21 protein-coding genes are annotated in these 21,065 nt (G+C 39.0%); 19 read left to right on the plus strand and 2 right to left on the minus strand.

What is annotated here, in order from left to right; all coding sequences use genetic code 11:
• Positions 1 to 10: 10 nt before the first annotated feature.
• Complete coding sequence (locus tag IGJ53_RS02950) at positions 11 to 1,039, plus strand: DUF916 and DUF3324 domain-containing protein (RefSeq protein ID WP_010732009.1); 1,029 nt, start codon at positions 11 to 13, stop codon at positions 1,037 to 1,039.
• Positions 1,036 to 1,794 (plus strand): WxL domain-containing protein, encoded by a 759-nt coding sequence (locus IGJ53_RS02955; RefSeq protein ID WP_259741783.1) that lies wholly within the window; start codon positions 1,036 to 1,038, stop codon positions 1,792 to 1,794. The genes IGJ53_RS02950 and IGJ53_RS02955 overlap by 4 nt, the downstream gene beginning before the upstream one ends.
• A gap of 85 nt (positions 1,795 to 1,879) precedes the next feature.
• Here IGJ53_RS02955 and IGJ53_RS02960 read toward each other — a convergent pair whose 3' ends face one another.
• Positions 1,880 to 2,620 carry a LytR/AlgR family response regulator transcription factor gene (locus IGJ53_RS02960; protein ID WP_002345337.1) on the minus strand — a complete coding sequence of 247 codons (741 nt, stop codon included), beginning with the start codon at positions 2,618 to 2,620 and terminating at the stop codon, positions 1,880 to 1,882.
• A gap of 60 nt (positions 2,621 to 2,680) precedes the next feature.
• Here IGJ53_RS02960 and IGJ53_RS02965 point away from each other — a divergent pair, with 60 nt between their 5' ends.
• From IGJ53_RS02965 to IGJ53_RS02985, 5 genes are all read left to right on the plus strand, one after another.
• Entirely contained in the window at positions 2,681 to 3,934 is a 1,254-nt protein-coding gene (locus IGJ53_RS02965; RefSeq protein WP_010732011.1) for a GHKL domain-containing protein, read from the plus strand.
• Positions 3,935 to 4,162: 228 nt separating this feature from the next.
• Positions 4,163 to 5,089, plus strand: coding sequence for a daunorubicin resistance protein DrrA family ABC transporter ATP-binding protein (locus tag IGJ53_RS02970; RefSeq protein ID WP_010732012.1), 927 nt, complete (start codon positions 4,163 to 4,165; stop codon positions 5,087 to 5,089).
• Positions 5,086 to 5,841, plus strand: a complete 756-nt coding sequence (locus IGJ53_RS02975; RefSeq protein WP_010732013.1) for an ABC transporter permease — start codon at positions 5,086 to 5,088, stop codon at positions 5,839 to 5,841. The genes IGJ53_RS02970 and IGJ53_RS02975 overlap by 4 nt, the downstream gene beginning before the upstream one ends.
• A gap of 74 nt (positions 5,842 to 5,915) precedes the next feature.
• Positions 5,916 to 6,251 carry a PadR family transcriptional regulator gene (locus IGJ53_RS02980; protein ID WP_002308273.1) on the plus strand — a complete coding sequence of 112 codons (336 nt, stop codon included), beginning with the start codon at positions 5,916 to 5,918 and terminating at the stop codon, positions 6,249 to 6,251.
• Entirely contained in the window at positions 6,241 to 6,603 is a 363-nt protein-coding gene (locus tag IGJ53_RS02985) for a DUF1048 domain-containing protein (RefSeq protein ID WP_002339072.1), read from the plus strand. Before IGJ53_RS02980 ends, IGJ53_RS02985 begins: the two co-directional genes overlap by 11 nt.
• A gap of 151 nt (positions 6,604 to 6,754) precedes the next feature.
• On the opposite strand, the gene IGJ53_RS02990 is transcribed toward IGJ53_RS02985, so the two are convergent.
• Complete coding sequence (locus IGJ53_RS02990; RefSeq protein ID WP_259741784.1) at positions 6,755 to 7,939, minus strand: MFS transporter; 1,185 nt, start codon at positions 7,937 to 7,939, stop codon at positions 6,755 to 6,757.
• Between the two features lie 274 nt (positions 7,940 to 8,213).
• Between IGJ53_RS02990 and IGJ53_RS02995 the strand changes: the two genes are divergently transcribed.
• The 12 genes from IGJ53_RS02995 (at position 8,214) to dagF (ending at position 21,056) form a co-directional block, all read left to right on the plus strand.
• Positions 8,214 to 8,585 (plus strand): winged helix-turn-helix transcriptional regulator, encoded by a 372-nt coding sequence (locus tag IGJ53_RS02995; protein ID WP_002373730.1) that lies wholly within the window; start codon positions 8,214 to 8,216, stop codon positions 8,583 to 8,585.
• A 122-nt stretch (positions 8,586 to 8,707) separates the two neighbouring features.
• Complete coding sequence (locus tag IGJ53_RS03000) at positions 8,708 to 9,034, plus strand: nucleotide pyrophosphohydrolase (RefSeq protein ID WP_002291148.1); 327 nt, start codon at positions 8,708 to 8,710, stop codon at positions 9,032 to 9,034.
• Between the two features lie 67 nt (positions 9,035 to 9,101).
• Positions 9,102 to 9,815, plus strand: a complete 714-nt coding sequence (locus IGJ53_RS03005; RefSeq protein WP_010732015.1) for a class A sortase — start codon at positions 9,102 to 9,104, stop codon at positions 9,813 to 9,815.
• A gap of 309 nt (positions 9,816 to 10,124) precedes the next feature.
• The gene (gene licT / locus IGJ53_RS03010; RefSeq protein WP_438749535.1) at positions 10,125 to 10,976 is read left to right on the plus strand and encodes a BglG family transcription antiterminator LicT; all 852 of its coding nucleotides are present in this window, start codon (positions 10,125 to 10,127) and stop codon (positions 10,974 to 10,976) included.
• Between the two features lie 121 nt (positions 10,977 to 11,097).
• Positions 11,098 to 12,963, plus strand: coding sequence for a beta-glucoside-specific PTS transporter subunit IIABC (locus IGJ53_RS03015; protein ID WP_149557927.1), 1,866 nt, complete (start codon positions 11,098 to 11,100; stop codon positions 12,961 to 12,963).
• A 13-nt stretch (positions 12,964 to 12,976) separates the two neighbouring features.
• Positions 12,977 to 14,419: a glycoside hydrolase family 1 protein gene (locus tag IGJ53_RS03020; RefSeq protein ID WP_010732017.1), complete on the plus strand. Its 1,443-nt coding sequence runs from the start codon at positions 12,977 to 12,979 to the stop codon at positions 14,417 to 14,419.
• Positions 14,420 to 14,526: 107 nt separating this feature from the next.
• On the plus strand, positions 14,527 to 15,228 hold the full coding sequence (locus IGJ53_RS03025; RefSeq protein ID WP_010732018.1) for a GntR family transcriptional regulator: 702 nt from the start codon (positions 14,527 to 14,529) through the stop codon (positions 15,226 to 15,228).
• Positions 15,229 to 15,645: 417 nt separating this feature from the next.
• A complete protein-coding gene (locus tag IGJ53_RS03030; RefSeq protein WP_010732019.1) occupies positions 15,646 to 16,986 on the plus strand; it encodes a PTS sugar transporter subunit IIC in 1,341 nt (446 codons plus the stop codon).
• 25 nt (positions 16,987 to 17,011) lie between these two features.
• Positions 17,012 to 18,100, plus strand: a complete 1,089-nt coding sequence (locus IGJ53_RS03035; RefSeq protein ID WP_002373712.1) for a DUF871 domain-containing protein — start codon at positions 17,012 to 17,014, stop codon at positions 18,098 to 18,100.
• An 8-nt stretch (positions 18,101 to 18,108) separates the two neighbouring features.
• The gene (locus IGJ53_RS03040; RefSeq protein ID WP_010732020.1) at positions 18,109 to 19,221 is read left to right on the plus strand and encodes an amidohydrolase/deacetylase family metallohydrolase; all 1,113 of its coding nucleotides are present in this window, start codon (positions 18,109 to 18,111) and stop codon (positions 19,219 to 19,221) included.
• Positions 19,205 to 20,302 carry a DgaE family pyridoxal phosphate-dependent ammonia lyase gene (locus IGJ53_RS03045; RefSeq protein ID WP_259741786.1) on the plus strand — a complete coding sequence of 366 codons (1,098 nt, stop codon included), beginning with the start codon at positions 19,205 to 19,207 and terminating at the stop codon, positions 20,300 to 20,302. The genes IGJ53_RS03040 and IGJ53_RS03045 overlap by 17 nt, the downstream gene beginning before the upstream one ends.
• A 13-nt stretch (positions 20,303 to 20,315) precedes the next feature.
• Entirely contained in the window at positions 20,316 to 21,056 is a 741-nt protein-coding gene (gene dagF / locus IGJ53_RS03050; RefSeq protein WP_010732022.1) for a 2-dehydro-3-deoxy-phosphogluconate aldolase, read from the plus strand.
• Positions 21,057 to 21,065: the final 9 nt, after the last annotated feature.

Below are 21,065 nucleotides of genomic sequence, written 5' to 3' on the forward strand. Positions count from 1 at the left end.
AGGATGATTGATGAATCGAATATGGAATAAAAGTCATCGAAACAACTGCTCTTTACTTCTGATCCTTCTCCTTGGATTCATCCTTTGGCAGACACCTGTCCATGCCTCCGAATTCAATTTTGCGGTAGATTTTGAATTACCAGCTAATCAGATCAATAAGAACAAAACATATATAAATGTAAGGATGGAGCCTGGAAAAACACAGGAAATCCCCTACACGGTCTTTAACCGAACAGATAAACCAGTAACAGTTGAGACACTGATCCACTCTGCTACGACGAATTCAAACGGTGTGATCGAATATGGAGAATCAAAAAGTAAATTAGATGAAACATTAAGTTATGATATGAAAAACTTAGCAAAAACAGTGGGAGAAATAACTATTCCTCCTCAAAGTGCGGTCACTGAGACACTTTCACTGAAAGCTCCAGAAAAAGAGCTGGCTGGTGTGGTCGCAGGAGGGATCACGTTTCAAGAAAAAAAAGAGAACGTTTCTAACAAAAGTACAGTTGGTGTCGTCAATCAGTTTTCTCAAGTGAAAGCAATCTTGATTCGAAATAGCGAAAAAGAGTTTTCCCCAGATTTGAAATTAAAAAAAGCTTATGCGGATCAAAGCGATGGAAGAAATGTGATTAAGGTGAATCTTCAAAATCCAAATGCTTCTTATATGTTCGGCTTGACTACATCGGTTGAAATCTACAAAAAAGAAACAAAAGAACCTTACCTTTCAATAAAAAAAGAAAAAATAGATGTAGCACCCAATACAAATTTTGATTTACTTGTCCCATTAGAAGGAAAAAAATTAGCTCCGGGACATTATCAAGCGGTTGTGAAGGGTGCTTGGAAAGAAAAACGCTGGAATCTTCATACTGATTTTGAAATAACTGATGATGCAGCGGACCAATTGAATGAAAAGGATATTGATTTAAAAAATCAGCCAGAAACATTTGACTGGCGATGGCTAATACTTGTTGGAGTCATTCTTATTGGCTTATTTGCTGGATTATTTATTTTAAAAGAAAGAAGGAAAAAGAAATGAAAAAAATAATTGCATTAAGTACCGTTCTAGCTGGAAGTCTATTATTATGTACACAAAGTGTTTTTGCTGAGAATAAGAGCTCAGCCACTACAGAAGGAACGATTTCTGTAAAAAAACCAGATGCCGCAAATCCTGAAGACGTCGTTCCGGTTTCTCCCGTTGATCCAAATGATCCCGATACGCCGTTTACACCTGACGAACCAAATCAGGGAACATCCGGATTACTGACGATTGACCAAGCTCCAGATCTTGATTTCGGAACAATCAAGTTAGGCACAGCAAAAACAGTATATGCTGCATTACAAAGCGGAACGGACAGTACTGGGGCACCAACACAAGTACAGAATTTCGTACAAGTGACGGATAAAAGCGGAAATTATGCTGGTTGGAAACTATCAGTCAAACGAACAGAATTTATTGGTACAACATCTGATACGAATAAACTAACTGGTTCAAAGGTGAAATTCAAAAATGCCGTGATTCGAAATAGCGCAACTAATAGCAGTGGAACGCCATCTACCATTTCTGGAACTGGCGCTGAAGGAATCGAGATCCCAGCAGATCAGGCAGTAGATCTAGTAACTGCAGGGGCAAATGAAGGGATTGGCACATGGATTTATTCACTAGGGGAAAATGCGGAACAAGGGGGACAATCAGTGGAATTATTTGTTCCTGTATCCAATTATGCCGTAGACAACTACGTTTCAACATTTACATGGTCGTTAACAGATGCGCCTACAGAAGAGGAAGCGTAAAAACATATCAACGATTTCAGGGAGTGGGCCTTTAGTTGGCTCCACTCCCTGAAATCTGCTCTGCTTACTTCGCAGCTCTCATTCATCAGCTCGAAGCAGTTTGCTGGAAATCATGGAAACGTTCCTTTGTCTTTTCAAAGATTTTCCGACCAACGAGTAAGGAATCACCGTTGAAAAATTCTAACACATAATGAGCAGAATCGATTTTCTGCAATTGTGATAAGTTGATACAGTAGGATTTTAAAAGTAAAAAGTAAGTGTATTTTTCTAACTCTATCTTCAACTGTTTTAATGAAGTGCTTACTAGTTTATCTTCTGTCGTTGTTTTGACCATAACTTGATTTTTCAATCCTTTGATACTTTCAATATATAAAATTTCCCGAGGATATAGGACGAGACTCCCGCCTTTTTGATCAATGAAGATTTTATCGACATTTACGATCTGCTGTTCTTTCCAATTGATCTGTTCTAGCACTTGATGAATTTGTTCAGATAGATTCCTGTCTTTTCTGATATATCCAATCGGAAGGATTTTCCGGTTGATGATATCTACTGCAAAGTTCGTATAGGCGGTGAAAAAAACGATATTGCTATGAGCGTTTTTTTTACGTATTTGTTCGGCGACATCAATACCTGTGAGTGATTGCTTCAAGTCGATATCGATAAAGAAAACATCGTGATTATCAATAGTGCCCAACTGAATCAACTGATTGATTTGGGAGATGGAAGTGAGCTGCACGATATTCTCGATATGATGATTGACCAATTCTTTGATGATCCATTCGCTGTGAAACTGGTTATCTTCTATGATAAAATACTTTTTCATATGCAGGCTCCTATCAAAAAAATATGTGTACATGATGAAACAAAACAATGGAGGAATAAGATGTTCGCAACAGTGACACTTTATTTGACCTTTACTTTGATTTTAGATTTAGGTATTTATTTATTCTTTTCGAAACAGCTGCTAGTAAAAATCAGCTTTGGTTGTTTAGCTTTGATGGCGCTGATAATTTTTCTTCCTATTCCTAAAGTAAGTTTTCCTTATTTAGTTGGCTTATTATTAATGTTTCACTTTTATTCTACTACGAAAAACCTGTTTATCACCTGTTTGATCAGTAATCTTTTTTTTGCTATCACTGGGTTCAGCTTTTTTCTGGTTTTTGACTTGGTAAATTATTTAGGAGGAGTACACCTCGGAACAGCAAGTTTTCTTGCACTGCTTGTTGCACTCATTTTCTACCTATTAGTAAAAAGTATAGACAAACGGACGAAATTTCTCAACTTGCTTTTTACTTATCCCACTGAGCACTATTTTGGCTGTATGTGTATTTTATTAAGTTGGGGCGTGATTTTCTTGGTATTGGGAAGTGTACATTTTCGTTCCTCTGATTATCTGCTTTTGTCTCTTTTATCGATTGTGATCAGTTTTTTTTCGTTGCTTTTTTCTATTATGTTGATCAGCTTTCAAGTAAAAGAAAGACAGCATCAGGAATCACTTCAACTGTATCAAATAAACGAAGAATATTACCATCATCTTGAAGAATTCAAACATGATTATAAGAGTTTGTTGTTTTCATTAAAAAGTACTATTCAGGAAAACAAAAAAGAAACATTGGAATTTTTAGAAATCTTAGAAAACTATTCTGCAGCTATTTTGGAAGAACCGCAAAAACAACAGCTGACAAAGATTTTATCGCCAGTTGTTAGGGGCGTCTTTTTAGAGTTTCTAGAAAAAGCAGAATCGGAGAAAATCCCGATCCAAGTAGTTATTCCTGTCGAAGTGAAAACAATCCCGATTGATCTGGTTGTTTTTATTCGTTGTTTATCTATTTTTATTTCTAACGCATTCGATCATCGTGTAGCCGATCAGAGTCCGATTACGATCAATCTGCTGGAAGAAAAAGAGGGATTACGTTTTAGTATAGCGAACAAGGCAAATCCGACGAATTTGACGCTAGCGGAAATGGTCCAAAGAGGAAAAACCTCTAAAAAAAATGGCGGGTTAGGTCTATACAGTGCGAAAAAAATGTTGGATGCTTACGAAAATGCAGAACTAAAAATCGATTTTTCAAAGCAGAATCACTGTTTCTTTGTAGAAATGTATCTGGCAACCAGAAACAGTGAATCAGTCTGCTGACTTAACATCGCGAAGAGCAGCTTGAACAAGGAATAAATATAAAGGGAGTTCAGCAACACAGTTTATTCAAAAAGTAAACATAAACAAACAGAAGCGTGATGACCGTTGTCATCCTTCTGTTTGTTTTGCTATATAGTTAAACAAAGTAGTTGACACTCCTGCTACTTAGTAATACTATATTCATATACTTCGTGTTGCTAAGTAGATGGGGAGAAAAGAGGGAAAACAATGGAAAAGATGATTACTGTGACAGATTTATACAAGTCTTTCTCAGGAAAAAAAGTAATAGATGGTGTGAGTTTTACAGTTGACGAAGGCAGCATTTTTGCTTTGCTAGGTACAAATGGTGCGGGGAAAACAACGATCGTCAAGATGTTAGCTACTTTGCTTACACCGGATAAAGGACAGATTCGTATTGCTCATTTCGACGTGGCGAAACAAGGAACCCAAGTCCGTGAACGGATTAGTTTGACGGGGCAATTTACTGCAGTAGATGATGTGCTGACTGGTAGAGAAAATTTAGTGCTTATTGGAAAACTTCGCCACTTGAAGGATCATAGGCAGCGGATTGATGAATTCTTACACACGTTTGACTTACATGAAGCAGCTGATCGCCCAGTGCATACGTATTCCGGAGGGATGAGAAGAAAACTGGACTTAGCGATGAGTTTGTTGGGGGATCCGACCGTTTTGTTTTTAGATGAGCCGACAACAGGTCTGGACCCACAAGCAAGAGCTTCTTTATGGGAAACGATCAGGAATTTGAGAAAAGCCGGTGTGACTGTCTTTTTGACGACACAATATTTAGAAGAAGCAGATCAATTGGCGGATCAAATCGCTATTTTGGATCAAGGAAAGATTGCGCTTCAAGGAAGTGTAGCTGAGGTCAAAAAATATTTACCGCAAGGAACGATCGAACTGATTTTTGCAGAAGAAGAAACATTCCAAGCCGCATATCGACTGGTAGGCGGAGAAAAGAACGAAACATTATTGTCTTTATCGATTCCTACTGACAACGATGTTCAAAAAGTAACAGAGATTCTTACTTTACTTCAGCAAAACAAGATCGAAGTTCTGGAATTTGCACAAAAACAACCAACATTAGATGATGTCTTTTTCTCAATCATCAATCAGACGAAGGAGGAAGAAAAATGAACGTGATCCAAGACACGATGACACTAACGGGAAGAATGATGAAGCATATGACGCGAAGCGCTGATACGATTATCACGGTCGTAGTGATGCCAATCATGATCATGCTTGCGTTTATTTATATATTAGGAGGAGCAATGACCATATCTGTGGCTAGCTATAAAGGGTTCATTCTCCCAGCCATCTTGCTAATGACAGTCATGAGCGGTGTGGCTTATACAGCTTTTCGTTTAAATAATGATGTGACTACTGGGATTTTTGAACGATTCCACTCTATGCCGATTGCTAAATCTGCTATTTTGAACAGTCATGTTGTCACAAGTATGCTGTTTAATTTATTGTCCGTTGCTCTTGTTTTATTCAGTGGGTTCTTGATTGGTTTTCGACCAAAAGCGGATATTGGCGAGTGGTTATTGGCACTAGGGCTTTTACTACTTGTAACCTTAGCTATGTCATGGATTGCTGTATTTTTTGGGCTCATTGCTAAAAGCAATGAAACAGCTAGCGTCTTCTCTTATTTGCTGATGGGGCTTTTATTTATCAGTTCCGGCTTTGTACCTACAGAAACGCTGCCGCATGCTTTACAAGGGTTTGCTGATTATCAGCCGATAACCCCTATTATCAATGGACTCCGTTCACTCATGACTGCTGGAAAAGTACCTGATGATTTATGGACGGCTTTTGCTTGGAGCATTGGGAGTATCGTAGTTTTTCAATTGTTGTCGGTTTTCGTTTATCGCAAAAAACAAAATTAACAGCTTAAATGATTGACGTGTCAATGATTTCAAAATATGATGAAAGCGAGTATAGCGAAAGTACAGGTGAAAAAATGAACGGAATTACGGAAATGTTAAAAGGGGTCCTAGAAGGGATCATACTGGAAATCATCGATCGTCATGAGACTTATGGATATGAAATCACCAAAAATTTACAGGAATACGGGTTTGAAGATATCGTGGAAGGAACTGTCTATACGATTCTTTTGAGATTGGAAAAGAAAGGATTAGTTACCGTTACGAAGAGAAAATCTTCTGTAGGACCCATGAGAAAATTTTATTCTTTGAATGAAGCTGGAAAGCAGGAATTAGAATTATTTTGGAAACGCTGGTCTTTTATTTCAGGTCAAATCGAAAAACTAAAGGAGTACAAAGAAAATGAGCAATAAAAATTTGGTTGGCTATATCAAAAAAATGATGGAAGACAAAGCGGAATATCGCGAACAAATGGCTCGCCTGAAAAAACTTCCTGCTGACTATCAGATCGTCTACAATGAGATACAAAAATTTCTTTGGGAGTTTACCGCAGGAGATGGGATGGACATGTTGTCAGCGATGTATGAGTTGCTTGACTTTTTTGAAGAAGGTGCTTCAAATGGTCTTCCTGTCTTAGAATTGGTTGGAGAAGATGTAGGACAATTTGCAGAAAACACGTTACATGAAATCCAGGCGAAGACAAGAATCAATGAATTGAAAAGAAAAATGAATGAGCGGATTGCTAAAAAAATGGAAAAGTTATAAAAGGAGCGTGAGACAAAAGTAAAGAACACTTTTGTCTCACGCTCTAAACACGTATAAACGGCGGAAGCAGAAGCAACTCCTTCGGAAATTCCTTCTTATTTCTTGGAGTTAAACGCTTCTGTCCCAGCCTCTTCATACTGATTTTGAAAGATTATTTATTTTTCTTTTCTTGATTCAGTAACCAGAAAACTAAAAATACAGCAAGTAAAACGATAACGGCACCAAATAAGGGAGCATAGGTGACACCAATCGTTTTGGTCGTTTGTGCGCCAACAAAAGAGCCTAATGCAATACCGATATTGAAGGCGGAGATATTAAAGGCAGAAGCAAGCGTAATATCCTTCGGTGTATATGTTTCAGCTAATTGTACAACATATAATTGTAGACCCGGAACATTCATAAAAGAAAATAGCCCAAGAACAAAGGTAGCTACTGTAGCAAAGAATAAGTTCCCGCTAAGAATCGTTCCAAATAAAAATACTAAAGATAAGGATAACAAAGTAAACATGATACCTAAAGCTTTTAATGGACGTCGGTTCGAAAAATGACCACCAATTGTATTACCAATAGCGACCATTACGCCGTAGATAATCAACAAAATAACGACAGCTTCTGATGAATAACCGATTTTGTCTTCAAGAATCGGAGTCAAATAGGTATAAGCAGCAAATGTTCCTCCGTACCCAAGAGCTGTGATCAAAAAAGAGCCCACTAAAAATTTATTTTTAGCTATCCGAAGAATCCCACCAAGATCGACAACTCCTGGTATTGGGAGATCTTTTGGAATGAGCAATAGATTTGCGAGTAGACCGATAGCTCCAACGAAAGCAATAAAAAGAAAAGTCATATGCCAGCTTGTTTGCTGACCGATGAATGTCCCCAAAGGAACACCGGTAACGGTTGCGACCGTTAGCCCTGTAAACATGACAGCAATCGCACTTGCACGTTTGTCTGGGGAGACGACTTCAGCGGCAATGACACTTGATACAGACATAAAAATCCCGTGAGCAAGAGCTGATACGATCCTTCCAACTAGCAATAAAACAAATACCCCAGAAAAAGCAGCCAGCAGATTCCCAATGATGAAAACCACCATGATTGCTGCCATCAGCATTTTACGATTCCATTTTCCTGTTAAAATAGTGAGTAAAGGTGCGCCTACTGTCACACCAATCGCGTAAAGAGAAACCGTCAGCCCTGCTTGAGCCAAACTGACATGAAAACTATCAACGATCAAAGGCATAAGCCCTACGCTGATAAATTCTGTAGATCCAATAGCAAAGGCATTGATTACCAGAGCCATAAGCGTAAAAACTGGTGAAATTTTTTTATTCAATTTTATTTCCTCCTCAAATTTTTCTGACAAATAGAGAATATAGACCTTCATCCTTCATTCGTGAAGTACCGACTTTTTTGTATGATAGGCACTTTTTGGTAACAAATGTGAACCTTCAAACGTTTCAGCGTTTGTAAAAATTCTTATTTTTTTCAAAATATAGTTCCTTTTTTGGCGAAAGCATAAAAACCGCAGAGGAAGAGACTTTGTTAGTTCACAAAATGAAAGGAGCATGCTATTATACGATGCGTATCTTTTTTAAGGAGAGATAAAAATGGAAAGAATCTATCATATTGGCGTCGAAGCAACATTGGAAGTCATCGGAGGAAAATGGAAACCGATTATTTTATGTCATTTAGGTAATGGTCCCATTCGCCCGGGTGAATTACGGAAAAAAATCCCTACGATCACACAAAAAATGCTGACCCAGCAGTTAAGAGAGTTAGAACAAGATGGCATTGTCCATCGAAAAGTCTATAACCAAGTCCCGCCTAAAGTAGAGTACTCGCTCACCGAAGAAGGAAAATCATTAAGAGAGATTCTAGTAGCGATGTCTGTTTGGGGAGAAGAACGTATCGAAAAACAAAAAGCCTCAGGGGAAGCAGTCACATTACTGCATACACATGGTGGTTACCTAAATTACTGATTTTCTATGACATTTATTTTAAATAAAAGAAAACAGGAGTTTTTTAAAAAGCATCATCTATTTTTTATGTAAAAAAATGGTATGATTAATCAAGTAAGAAATGATTGGAAGAAGGCAAGCAAATGAATAGTATGGAAAAAGTCAACCAGTTTAGAGATGAACGTAATTGGCGACAGTTTCATAACGAAAAAGATTTGGCTATCTCTATTTCTTTGGAAGCATCTGAATTGTTAGAACTTTTTCAATGGAAAACGCCGGAAGAAGTAAAAGAAACACAATTAGAACGAATCAAAGAAGAACTGGCAGATGTATTGATCTATTCATACATGATGGCAGACAACCTTCAGTTGGATCTAGATGAGATCATTGAAGAAAAATTGATCAAAAACAATTTGAAATATCCTGTAGAAAAAAGCGCAGGTGTACGAAAAAAATACACAGAGTTGTAGAAATGTGTCATTCAGCTGTTGGAAAGAGCACAAGAAAAACAGTAAAATGAGACTGGAGGGAGAGAAAATGAAGAAAAAAAGAAAAGCAAAAAGATGGCTAGTCAATATCCTCTTGTTCCTCTTGTTATTAGTAGGACTAGCTTTGATTTTCAATGAACAGATCAAAGACTATCTTGTCAGATTAACAGGAGACAGATATGCTATAGCGAATGTAACGAAAGAAGATTTGAAAAAGAATAACGATAAAGATGTCAGTTTTGACTTTGACGCAGTAGAACCAATGACAACAGAAGGAGTGATGAGGTCACAAATGAGCGGAACAGACCTGCCAGTGATTGCTAGTATCGCAGTACCTTCTGTTTCGATCAATTTACCGATTTTCAAAGGCTTGGATAATACTTCACTGCTTTACGGTGCAGGAACGTTATCTCCAGATCAAGAGATGGGAAAAGGAAACTATGCTTTAGCAAGCCATCGTGCAACAAATCCCGAATTACTGTTTACACCGCTGGAAAATTTGGAAATGGGTGCCAAGATCTATTTGACGGATTTAGAAAATGTGTATACATATAAAACATTTTTTAAAGAAAAAGTTGCTCCTACAGATACACAATTATTGAACGAGGTCGAGGGGAAAGAAATCGTCACACTGATCACTTGTGGCGACATGGATGCCGTCACGCGACTAGTTGTACAAGGAGAACTGGAAAGTGTCACACCGATGAAGGATGCGACAGATGATATGAGAACTGCTTTCAATCTAGAGACAAAAACATTTTAGGATACTGGGACATAAGTCGTTACAGATCAAAAACAGCCAAAGGATATGAATCGATAAGGAAAAGCCGATTTGCTGAAAAAAGAGGAACGCAAAGAGGTGCATCTCTGATTTGGTTGTTTTCTAGATAGACTTGTGTTCCAGTTTCTTTATTTTTTTGTATGAAAAGGCTTGCATAAATAAAAATTCGATGGTATGATGATTTTAAATAAGAAATGGATTGTTACTGTACGGCAGGCAAAACCAGAATTCAGCTAAGAAACAGTAGGCGAATTCTAGGTTTTTTTATTTTTCTTGAGAGGGCGAAGCAAAATGAAAATTGATAAAATTTTGAATAACAACGTCGTCATTTCGAAAAATGGATTCGGAGAAGAAGTCGTTTGTATGGGAAAAGGCCTAGCTTTTCAAAAAAAGATTGGGGATGAGATTTCGCCAGAAGCGGTCCAAAAAGAATTTGTTTTAAGAGATTCTTTTGCTAAAAACCAATTCCAACAGCTGATGGCTGATATTCCGGCAGAGGAGATCGAATGGGTCAAGCAAGTAGTCGAACTGGCTGAAGATAAACTAAAAGTTGAATTTTCGCCTAATATTTATCTGACATTGACCGATCATCTTCATTATGCGATCACACGGGCAAAAGAAAATATCCAACTGCCTAATCCATTATTATTTGAAACAAAAAAATTTTATCCGAAAGAATATCAAGCAGCGAAAGAGGCTCTTTTGTTCGTGAAACAAAAGACTGGTGTGGAACTTTCTGAGGATGAAGCCGGTTTTATTGCCTTTCATTTTGTGAATAGCCAACAAGGAAACGAAGACATGCAAGTGACGATGACCGTTACCACAATGGTAAGAGATATACTGAGTATCATCAGTAAATTCTTCGGCATCGTGTTCGATGAAGAATCTTTGAATTATCAGCGTATCATTACTCATCTGCAGTTTTTTGCCCAGCGTTATCTCAAAGGGGAAGGATCTGACGAACAAGATGAGTTTCTCTACGCATTAGTTCAAGGAAAGTATCCAAAAGCGTTTCATTGTGTGGAACGGATCAATGAGTATCTTCGACAAACGCAAAAACAGGAAATGGGGATCGCAGAGCAGATTTATTTAACGATCCATATTCAAAGAGTAGTAAGTGAGAAAAAAAGCATCCAATCATAAGGATTGTTACTGTATGGCAGGCAAAACCTGGATTGAAAAAATAGGTTCACGAATGTTTGTGACTGTTTTTTTCAATCTGGGTTTTTATTTTTTAAATAAAAAAAGAAAGAAGGAAAAAACAATGGATAATCAAGCAGTTGGTCGTCGTGTATGGGAAGCGGTAGGAGGACAAAAGAATGTCAAAAGTTTAGTACATTGTGCTACGCGTTTGCGATTCAGATTAAAAGATGAATCTTTAGCAGATACGCAAAAGTTAAAAGAAGACCCAGATGTGATCCAAGTCGTCCAAAGTGGCGGTCAGTATCAAGTAGTGATCGGCAGTAATGTAGCAGATGTTTATCAATCGATCGTGGATGAGGAAGGACTTGCAGTTTCGGAGGATGGAAAAGAAGAGTCCAAAAATATTTTGAATCGTCTAATTGATATCATTTCTAGTATATTTACACCTTTTCTAGGGGCGATGGCAGCCGCCGGGGTATTGAAAGGATTCTTGTCATTGGCAACGGTGATGGGCTGGCTGACAGCTGATAGCGGTACTTATCAAATATTGTTTGCTGCAGCAGATGGTGTCTTTACCTTCTTACCTGTCATGCTTGCTTTTACAGCAGCTAAAAAGTTCAAAGCCAACCAGTTTTTAGCAGTAGCAATTGCTATGGCACTTGTGTACCCAGCTATCACAGCAGTTGCTGGTGCGGGAGAAGCTATCAGTTTCTTTGGGATCCCAGTGATTCTTTCGCCGTCTGGTTATACTTCTTCTGTCATACCAATCATTCTAGCAGTATGGGTGCAAAGTAAATTAGAGCCATTCGTAAAAAAAGTGATTCCGCAATTTCTGCAAATGATTTTAGTTCCGCTTGTTGTTTTAGTAGTGATGGTTCCATTGACATTTCTTGCTTTAGGACCAATTGGGACGGTGGCCGGTAATGCTTTAGGTGGTCTCTTCAACTCGATTTATGGATTTAGTCCAATCGTAGCAGGTCTGATCATGGGAAGTTTATGGCAAGTATTTGTGATGTTCGGCATGCATTGGGGATTCGTACCGATCATGTTTTTGAATATCGAGCAATACGGGTTTGATGTATTGATGCCAATGCTTCTTCCAGCCATCTTGGCACAAGGTGGTGCTGCTTTAGCTGTAGCGTTACGAACAAAAGATACGAAGCTTCGAGCATTAGGGATTTCTTCTACAGTGACTTCGTTATTTGGAATCACTGAACCAACTGTGTATGGTGTGACGTTACCGTTGAAGAAACCATTTATTGCAGCGTGTGTTTCTGGAGGGATCGGAGGGGCTATTATCGGATTTTCTGGAGTAAAAGCTTTCTCTAGCAGTTTGGTCAGCTTATTAACGATTCCAACCTTCATTAGTACGGTAGATGGTGTAGAGTCAAATGTGACAGTAGCAGTAATAGCTACAGGAATCGCTTTTGTTCTAGCATTTGTAGGTACGCTGATTTTAGGATTTGACGAACAAACACAAGACAATCAATTAGAAAACAAACATGCGAATGCAGGAGAACCAATTACTTCAGCACGGCATACCTTAAAGAGTCCTTTAACGGGTAAAGTACTGCCACTGAGTGAAGTGCCAGACAAAGTTTTTTCTTCTGGCGTGATGGGAAAAGGTATCGCTATTGATCCAGAAGTAGGGGAACTTGTTGCCCCGGCAGATGGAGAGATCACGACTATTTTTCCAACTGGACATGCTGTAGGGATCACAACGACTGACGGAGCGGAGATTTTGATTCATATCGGGATGGATACGGTAGAATTAAATGGGAATGGTTATGAAATCTTAGTCAAACAAGGGGACCTCGTCAAAGCAGGAGATTTATTGATCCGTTTTGACATCGAAGCAATCAAAGCAGCCGGCTATAGTGTAATCACACCGATTGTCATTACAAATACCGATGCATTTGCCGATATACTTGAATTAGACCAAAAAGAGATTATTGCGAATGAAGATGTTCTAGCAATTGTAAAATAAGGAGGAAATCAGGATGCAATCACGTTTTTCAGAAAAATTTTTATGGGGTGGCGCAACCGCTGCCAATCAATTAGAAGGAGCTTATGATCGAGACGGAAAAGGGTTATCCGTTGCAGATGCTATGCCTGGAGGTAAGCAGCGTTTTGCAATCATCGGTCGTAAAGAATTTGACTGGACGATCGATCAAGAAAAATATAATTACCCGAATCATCGCGGAATCGATCATTACGATCGTTTCAAAGAAGATCTTGCCTTATTTGCGGAAATGGGATTCAAATGTTATCGTTTTTCGATTGCCTGGACACGGATTTTTCCAAACGGAGACGAAAGCACGCCGAATGAAGCGGGATTAGAATTTTACGATCAGCTGATTGATGAGTGCTTAAAATACGATATTGAGCCTGTGATCACGATTTCTCATTATGAAATGCCTCTTCATTTAGCAAAAGAATACGGTGGCTGGAAAAATCGAAAACTGATCGACTTCTATGAACGATTTGCTCAGACAGTATTAAAGAGATACAGCAGTAAAGTCAAATACTGGATGACTTTCAATGAAATCAACTCGGCCTTTCATTTTCCAGCTTTAAGTCAAGGATTAGTAAAAAGCAACGGAGCAGGAGAGTACCAAAATATTTTCCAAGCATGGCATAATCAGTTCGTGGCAAGTAGCAAAGCTGTAAAAATCGGCCACGAATTGCGTTCGGATATCCAAATCGGCTGCATGATTATTTATGCAACGACTTATAGCATCGATGCCAATCCAGTCAATCAGGCAGCAACCATGATCCAAAATCAAGAATTCAATTTTTTCTGCACGGATGTTCAAGTACGCGGAGAATACCCTGCGTACACAGCCCGTACCTATAAAAAATATGGAGTCGATTCGGAAAAATTAGAGCAAACAGAAGAAGATTTCCAGTTGCTAAAAGAATATCCAGTTGACTACATCGGATTTAGTTACTATATGTCTACGGCAATCAATGAGACTGACCCGCAAGCCGCAACTTCAGAAGGAAACTTGCTAGGAGGCGTAAAAAATCCGTTTCTTGAGGCGAGTGAATGGGGCTGGCAGATCGATCCAGAAGGGTTGAGAATCGCATTGAATGAATTATACAATCGTTACCAGAAACCATTATTCATTGTTGAAAACGGTCTTGGTGCTATTGATCATGTGGAAGAGGATGGCTCGATCATTGATGATTATCGGATCGATTACCTACGTCGTCATATCGAAGCAATGTCCCAAGCAGTTGCAGATGGTGTAGATTTGATGGGCTATACCCCCTGGGGATGTATCGATCTAGTCAGTGCATCGACAGGAGAAATGAGTAAACGTTACGGCTTTATCTATGTGGATCTAGACGATGAAGGAAACGGGACATTGAACCGGTCGAAGAAAAAATCTTTTGATTGGTATAAAGAAGTAATTGCCTCAAATGGCGAAAATCTATAATTAAAACAGTGGAATGAAAAAGAACACACTTCTCGCATGTGATTTGTGTTCTTTTTTTATTTTTTATGTGCTATTCTTTTAGTAATAGTAAAGCAAAGGGTGACGTTATGAAAAGGACACGTGTACTATACTTGGAAGTCGCAGATAAAATTAAAGAAGATATTTTCTCAGGAAAGTATCCAGTCGGTTCGATGCTGCCTACAGAAAGTGAATTAGAAGAACTGTTTCAAGTCAGCAAAATCACTGTCCGAAAGGCAATCGAGCTGCTGGCATCAGATGAATATGTCGAAAAGAAAAGTGGTCGTGGGACGACGGTTCTAAGCAATCGTCCTTACAATCGATTATCCAAAGCGGCAAGTTTTACGCAGATCTTGAAGAACTCCCAATATGAAGTTCGGAAAGAAACGCTAGATTTGCAATTGGTCCATATAAAGAAGGAAGATCCTTTGTTTTCCTTTTTCGGTGAGCAAGCTGTTTGTTTTAAGCGCTTATATTATTTGAACAATCAGCCTTATATTTATTTTGTCCACTATCTTCCACAAGAAATGTTGCAATTCAGCAGAGAAGAATTTGACAAAGATTCTTTGTATCGTCTGCTGACAAAAAAAGGGTATACCATTGACTCATTTTCTGATGATTTCTCTGCAGTATTTTTAACAGAAGAAGAACAAGAAATTCTGAAAACAGACGCACAGATTGGCATCAAACGGATACGGCAATCGTCTACGCAAATAGGGAAAATGATTGAATATTCAGAAGCAATCTATCATACGGAGCTGCATCCTTACCATATTGATTACGAAACATAAATAAAAAAGAGGGTGTGAAAAAGTCGCTTAGTTTCGAGTATTAAGAAAAATTTTGTGAAAATGGCTTTCTACATTTTTGCATAAATTTGGCTTAATACCGAGAAACTGGCTTTTGAACACCGTTTACCAAGAGGTCGTGAGCCTGCCGTTCAGCTTTGAGTCACAAGGAACAAGTTCAAAAAACAGCTTCTCATGTTTTTGAATTGGTCGGACTTGTTACCGTAGATGCAAGGCCGACTCTGGATGACCATATATTCTGAATAAAGGGGTGTGACACGACTTTTGTTGCACCTCCTTTTCTTTGTAAAACCAAAAGAACAAAGGAGGGATGCATCTTTCGAAAAGCGTTTACAAATTATAGTAAAGTATGTTATTATTCAGTTGTAAACATTATAATGTTATAAAAGGAGAAGAAAAATGGATAAATTTATAGGAATTATCGAACAAAAAATCATGCCTGTAGCCAATCGTATCGGTACTCAGCGACATATGACTGCCATCAGAAAAGGAATCATTGCCACTATGCCACTGACGATCGTAGGCTCATTTTTTACGATTTTACTGAATATCCCGATTGAATCAGTTGCGGCAGTCATTGAACCTTACCGTGAGATATTAGATATTCCTTTTCGCTATACAGTTGGTATCCTTGCTCTTTATGCGACATTCGGGATTGCTTCTTCTTTAGCGAAAAGCTATCGGCTTGATTCATTGACGGCAGGTATCTTGGCATTAATGTCTTTTCTAATCGTGGCAGCTCCTCCTACACGCATCTTAGAAGATGTAGGAGAAATCACAGCCGGACGTTACATCAACATCGCTAATCTAGGATCGGGCTCATTATTTGGGGCGATCGTGACGGCAATTATTTCAGTAGAAATCTACCGGTTTTTTATCGAGAAAAAAATAACTATCCGAATGCCAGATGGTGTGCCGCCAGAAGTAACAAACTCTTTCGTTGCATTGATACCAGGAGCAGTCATCTTGATTTTCTTTTGGATCATTCGCCATATGCTTGGATTCGATTTAAATGGATTCTTGAGTCAACTACTTATGCCTTTGAAAGGTGTATTAGCGGGTAACAGCTTGTTTGGCGGTCTCTTGACTGTCTTTCTGATTTGTTTCTTCTGGGTGTTAGGAATCCATGGTCCGGCAATCATGGGTCCGGTTATTCGTCCGTTTTGGGATATTTCGATTGCTGAAAATATCGATGCATTTAATGCAGGGACAAGTGCTCACGCCATGCCAAATATTTTTACTGAACAATTTCTACAATGGTTCGTTTGGATCGGCGGAGCAGGAACCACTCTTGCGTTGGTCGTCTTATTCATGTTTTCTAAATCCAAGTATTTAAAAAGCTTAGGACGTTTGTCCATTTTACCAGGTTTGTTCAATATCAATGAACCGATGATCTTCGGTGCACCAGTAGTGATGAACCCAGTTTTGGGGATTCCATTTATTCTTGCTCCTCTTGTGACGACCACTCTTTCTTATATTCTCACTGTCAGCGGTGTCGTGCCAATGATGGTTGCGCGTTTGCCGTTTGCGATGCCTGCGCCGATTGCTGCTTGGATGAGCACGAACTGGAGTGTTGCAGCAGGATTATTGGTTATTGGTAATTTCTTGATTACTTTGGCTATTTATTATCCATTCTTCAAAGTATTTGAAAAACAGCAATTGGCTAGAGAAGCAGAGGAGCAAGCGAAAGAGCAAGCAGATCTCACTCTGACAGATGGTGTCACCGAAGAACGACTATAATTGAAAAGAAAGAAGAGAACAAACCATGAAACGTTCATTAGGCATTTCCCTTTACCCAGACCATAGTGATCCTCAAAAAGATCGTGAGTATATCGAAACAGCCCATCAGTATGGATTCAGCAGGATTTTTATGAGTATGCTTGAGGTCACGGAAGATCCGGAAGTCGTTCAGAAAAAATTCCAGCAATTAATCTTTTTTGCAAAAGAGAGGGGATTTGAAACGATAGTAGATGTTTCGCCGGCTATCTTTGAACAATTGAATATTTCTTATGATGATTTAGGTTTTTTCCATAGATTAGGCGCAGATGGCATTCGTTTGGACTTAGGATTTGATGGGCGAAAAGAAGCACTTTTGACTTTTAATCCGTATCACTTGGCCATTGAGTTGAATATGAGTAATGATGTCGCTTATCTAGAAAATATCTTGACGCATCAGGCAAATACATCTTTTCTATATGGCTGTCATAATTTTTACCCGCAAGAAGGAACGGCTTTGCCGTATCATTTTTTCCAATCAAGTAGCGAACGATTCAAAAAAAACGGTATTCGAACGGCAGCCTTCATTACCTCACAATCAGGTACAATCGGGCCATGGGATATCAATGATGGACTGCCTACTTTAGAAATGCATCGCCATCTTTCTGTCGAAACAGCGGCCAAGCATTTGTTTGCCACAAACCTAATTGATGATATAATTATTGGAAACGCATACGCAAGTGAAAAAGAATTGAAGTCATTAGGGCATTTGGATCGTTACCAGACTGTTTTTAGAATTGAATTTGTTGCAAATGTAAATGAGGTGGAACGACAAATCGTATTGGAAGAGCAACATGTTCGTCGAGGGGACATCACAGACCAAGTGATCCGATCAACGGAAGTTCGAAAAAAATACCAAAAAGACGAAAACAAAGTACATGATACTGAGTTTGAATTTGTCGTAGGAGATGTTGTCGTTGGGAATGACCGCTTTGGCAAATATAAAAACGAACTGCAGATCGTATTGGAGCCACACAGTGATCCGCGAAAGAATAAAGTAGGACATATTACTCCAGAAGAATTGATCTTGCTACCGTTCATTCATCCATGGTCTAAATTCAAATTTATAGAAAAGTAGGAATGATTATGTATGATTTAGTCATTAAAAATGCAAGAGAGCTTAACGGGAAGATCTTCGATATCGGGGTAGAAAAAGGAAAAATCTGCGAAATCGCCCCTCTCATCACACAAAAAGCTCGTCAGGAAATCAGCTTGACCCCTCAGCAATATTTGTCGGCTGGTTGGATCGACGATCATGTTCATTGTTTTGAGGAAATGACTTTGTATTATGATTATCCAGACCAGATCGGTGTGAATAAAGGTGTGACAACAGTCATAGATGCAGGGACAACTGGGGCAGAAAACATTGCTGATTTTTATGAACATGCCAAACTGGCAAAAACAAATGTCTATGCGCTTTTGAATATCTCAAAATGGGGAATCGTTGCACAAGATGAACTAGCAGACCTAAACAAGATCCAAGCTGATATGGTAAAGCAAAAGATCAAGGAACTGCCAGATTTCATTATTGGAATCAAAGCACGGATGAGCAAGAGCGTAGTTGGTCAAAACGGCATCACTCCACTAGAACTGGCAAAAAGGATACAAAAAGAAAACCATCAGCTTCCTTTGATGGTCCATATCGGTTCTGCTCCGCCGGAATTGCCGGATATCCTCTCTTTGCTGGAATCAGGAGATATCATGACTCATTGTTTCAATGGGAAAACAAACGGCATCTTGGATCAAGAAACGAAAACAATCAAACAAATAGCTGTAGAAGCAAAAAATCGAGGAATCATCTTCGATATTGGACATGGGACGGATAGTTTTAATTTCCAAGTTGCGGAAACTGCCTATAACCAAGGGATAAAAGCAGATACGATCAGTACAGATATCTATATTCGTAATCGTAAAAACGGTCCAGTCTATGATTTGGCTACAACGATGGAAAAATTGAAGCTTGTCGGATATACGTGGGAAGAAATCATCGAAAAGGTGACGGAAGTTCCTGCACAGAATTTCCATTTGAAGACAAAGGGACAAGTCAAAGAAGGCTTTGACGCTGATTTTACTGTTTTTGAATTGATCAATCAACCCAAGGAACTAATCGATTCCAATGGAGAGAAAAGACAGTCAAATCAGCAAATCAAACCAGTACAAACAATCATCGGAGGAAAAAGTTATGCATGCGAATCATGAGAAATTTCAGCTGAAGAAAGTCATTAATGCTTCAGGAAGAATGACGATTCTAGGCGTCTCGACCCTTTCAGAGACAGTTCTTGACGCGCAACGTTTTGGCGGTCAGCATTTTTTTGAGATGGAAGAATTAAGCATTCAAACAGGGAAATATTTAGCCGATTTGCTAGAAGTAGAAGATGTCCAGATCGTTTCATCCGCTTCTGCAGGAATTGCTCAATCGGTAGCTGCTGTTATAGGCAAAGGAGAATTGTATCCCCTTTATCACCCTTATGCAGAATCCATCAAAAAACGACAAATCATTTTGCCGAAAGGACACAATGTAGATTACGGAACGGCTGTGGAAATCATGGTACAGCAAGGAGGCGGTCAGGTAGTCGAAGCAGGTTACGCCAATATGTGTACGCCGGAACAGATCGAAATGATGATCACAGAAGAAACAGCAGGGATTCTCTATATAAAAAGCCATCACACGGTACAAAAAAGTATGCTTGACGTGTCAGAGGCAGCACAGATTGCCAAAAAGCACCAGATTCCGTTGATCGTTGATGCCGCGGCAGAAGAAGATCTGAAAAAATATGTGCAAATGGGCGCCGATTTGGTTATTTATTCAGGGGCAAAAGCAATCGAAGGACCAAGTGCCGGAATGGTCATTGGGAAAAAAATGTATGTTTCATGGGTCCGGATGCAATCAAAAGGAATTGGACGTTCCATGAAAATCGGAAAGGAAAATATCCTTGGTTTTGTCCAAGCAGTGGAAGACTATTTGAACAAAGGCAGTGAGTCTGGCTCTGCAATGAAAGAAAGACTACAGCCATTCATCGAACAACTTAATCAGATCAATCATTTAGAAGCTAAGATCGTTCAAGATAGTGCAGGTCGAGCAATCTATCGAGCAAGTGTGAAAGTTTCAGGAGATCAATCAGCAAAACAAGTGATTAAAGCATTGAAAGAAAAAAATCCTGCCATCTATACAAGAGAATATCAGGCAAACAACGGCATCATCGAATTCGATATCCGTTCTGTCAATCAACAGGAGATGGCAAAAATCATTGATCGTTTAAAAGAAATCTTGAAGAACTAGGAGAGAAAAAGGAATGAGATTAAGTCCCAATTATTTAAAAGATAAGATCTGTTTAAATGTGTTAGCAAATTCTGTAGAAAACGCAAAAGAATGCTATGAGGCAGCAGAAGGCCATATCGTTTTAGGTGTACTTTCAAAGAACTTTTCTGACGACGAAACAGCTATTGCAGAAATGAAAAAATACCAACAAGCAACAAATAACGCCTTGTCCATCGGTCTAGGCGCGGGAGACCCAAACCAGAGCCAGATGGTCACTCGTTTAGCCGAAGTATTGCAGCCTCAGCATGTCAATCAAGTATTTACAGGAGTAGGAGCTTCCAGAGCAGTATTGAAACAGACAGAAACGGTCATCAACGGTTTGGTTTCTCCCACGGGTAAAGAAGGGTACGTGAACATCGCAACTGGTCCTTTAAGTTCACAAGGACCTGCAGGAGTCGTGACACTTGAAACAGCTATTCGATTGTTGAAAGATATGGGCGGCAGCTCGATCAAATATTTTCCTATGAAGGGACTTGCCCATATCAAAGAATATAAAGCACTAGCAGAAGCTTGTGCTGCCAATGATTTTTATTTAGAGCCAACTGGTGGGATCGACCTTGATAATGTGGAAGAAATCGTACAGATCGCAATAGACGCAGGAGTGAAAAAGGTCATCCCTCATGTATATAGTGCAATTATCGACAAGGATACAGGGAATACACGCCCAGAAGAGGTACGTCAACTGTTGCAATTGATGAAAAAAATCGTGGAATAAGGTGAGAAG

The organism is Enterococcus sp. DIV1283b, from assembly GCF_051710965.1.
In the GTDB taxonomy this organism is placed as follows: domain Bacteria; phylum Bacillota; class Bacilli; order Lactobacillales; family Enterococcaceae; genus Enterococcus_B; species Enterococcus_B lactis.

What these genes read in the sequence shown, in the direction of transcription:
- IGJ53_RS02985 (WP_002339072.1), top strand. Translation starts at nt 6,241, where the DNA reads ATGAGCAATAAAAATTTGGTTGGCTATATCAAAAAAATGATGGAAGAC.
- IGJ53_RS02965 (WP_010732011.1), top strand. Translation starts at nt 2,681, where the DNA reads ATGTTCGCAACAGTGACACTTTATTTGACCTTTACTTTGATTTTAGAT.
- IGJ53_RS03045 (WP_259741786.1), top strand. Translation starts at nt 19,205, where the DNA reads ATGCATGCGAATCATGAGAAATTTCAGCTGAAGAAAGTCATTAATGCT.
- IGJ53_RS03040 (WP_010732020.1), top strand. Translation starts at nt 18,109, where the DNA reads ATGTATGATTTAGTCATTAAAAATGCAAGAGAGCTTAACGGGAAGATC.
- IGJ53_RS02960 (WP_002345337.1), bottom strand. Translation starts at nt 2,620, where the DNA reads ATGAAAAAGTATTTTATCATAGAAGATAACCAGTTTCACAGCGAATGG.
- IGJ53_RS02950 (WP_010732009.1), top strand. Translation starts at nt 11, where the DNA reads ATGAATCGAATATGGAATAAAAGTCATCGAAACAACTGCTCTTTACTT.
- dagF (WP_010732022.1), top strand. Translation starts at nt 20,316, where the DNA reads ATGAGATTAAGTCCCAATTATTTAAAAGATAAGATCTGTTTAAATGTG.
- IGJ53_RS02970 (WP_010732012.1), top strand. Translation starts at nt 4,163, where the DNA reads ATGGAAAAGATGATTACTGTGACAGATTTATACAAGTCTTTCTCAGGA.
- IGJ53_RS02955 (WP_259741783.1), top strand. Translation starts at nt 1,036, where the DNA reads ATGAAAAAAATAATTGCATTAAGTACCGTTCTAGCTGGAAGTCTATTA.
- IGJ53_RS03000 (WP_002291148.1), top strand. Translation starts at nt 8,708, where the DNA reads ATGAATAGTATGGAAAAAGTCAACCAGTTTAGAGATGAACGTAATTGG.
- licT (WP_438749535.1), top strand. Translation starts at nt 10,125, where the DNA reads ATGAAAATTGATAAAATTTTGAATAACAACGTCGTCATTTCGAAAAAT.
- IGJ53_RS03015 (WP_149557927.1), top strand. Translation starts at nt 11,098, where the DNA reads ATGGATAATCAAGCAGTTGGTCGTCGTGTATGGGAAGCGGTAGGAGGA.
- IGJ53_RS03020 (WP_010732017.1), top strand. Translation starts at nt 12,977, where the DNA reads ATGCAATCACGTTTTTCAGAAAAATTTTTATGGGGTGGCGCAACCGCT.
- IGJ53_RS03035 (WP_002373712.1), top strand. Translation starts at nt 17,012, where the DNA reads ATGAAACGTTCATTAGGCATTTCCCTTTACCCAGACCATAGTGATCCT.
- IGJ53_RS02995 (WP_002373730.1), top strand. Translation starts at nt 8,214, where the DNA reads ATGGAAAGAATCTATCATATTGGCGTCGAAGCAACATTGGAAGTCATC.
- IGJ53_RS03005 (WP_010732015.1), top strand. Translation starts at nt 9,102, where the DNA reads ATGAAGAAAAAAAGAAAAGCAAAAAGATGGCTAGTCAATATCCTCTTG.
- IGJ53_RS03025 (WP_010732018.1), top strand. Translation starts at nt 14,527, where the DNA reads ATGAAAAGGACACGTGTACTATACTTGGAAGTCGCAGATAAAATTAAA.
- IGJ53_RS02975 (WP_010732013.1), top strand. Translation starts at nt 5,086, where the DNA reads ATGAACGTGATCCAAGACACGATGACACTAACGGGAAGAATGATGAAG.
- IGJ53_RS02980 (WP_002308273.1), top strand. Translation starts at nt 5,916, where the DNA reads ATGAACGGAATTACGGAAATGTTAAAAGGGGTCCTAGAAGGGATCATA.
- IGJ53_RS03030 (WP_010732019.1), top strand. Translation starts at nt 15,646, where the DNA reads ATGGATAAATTTATAGGAATTATCGAACAAAAAATCATGCCTGTAGCC.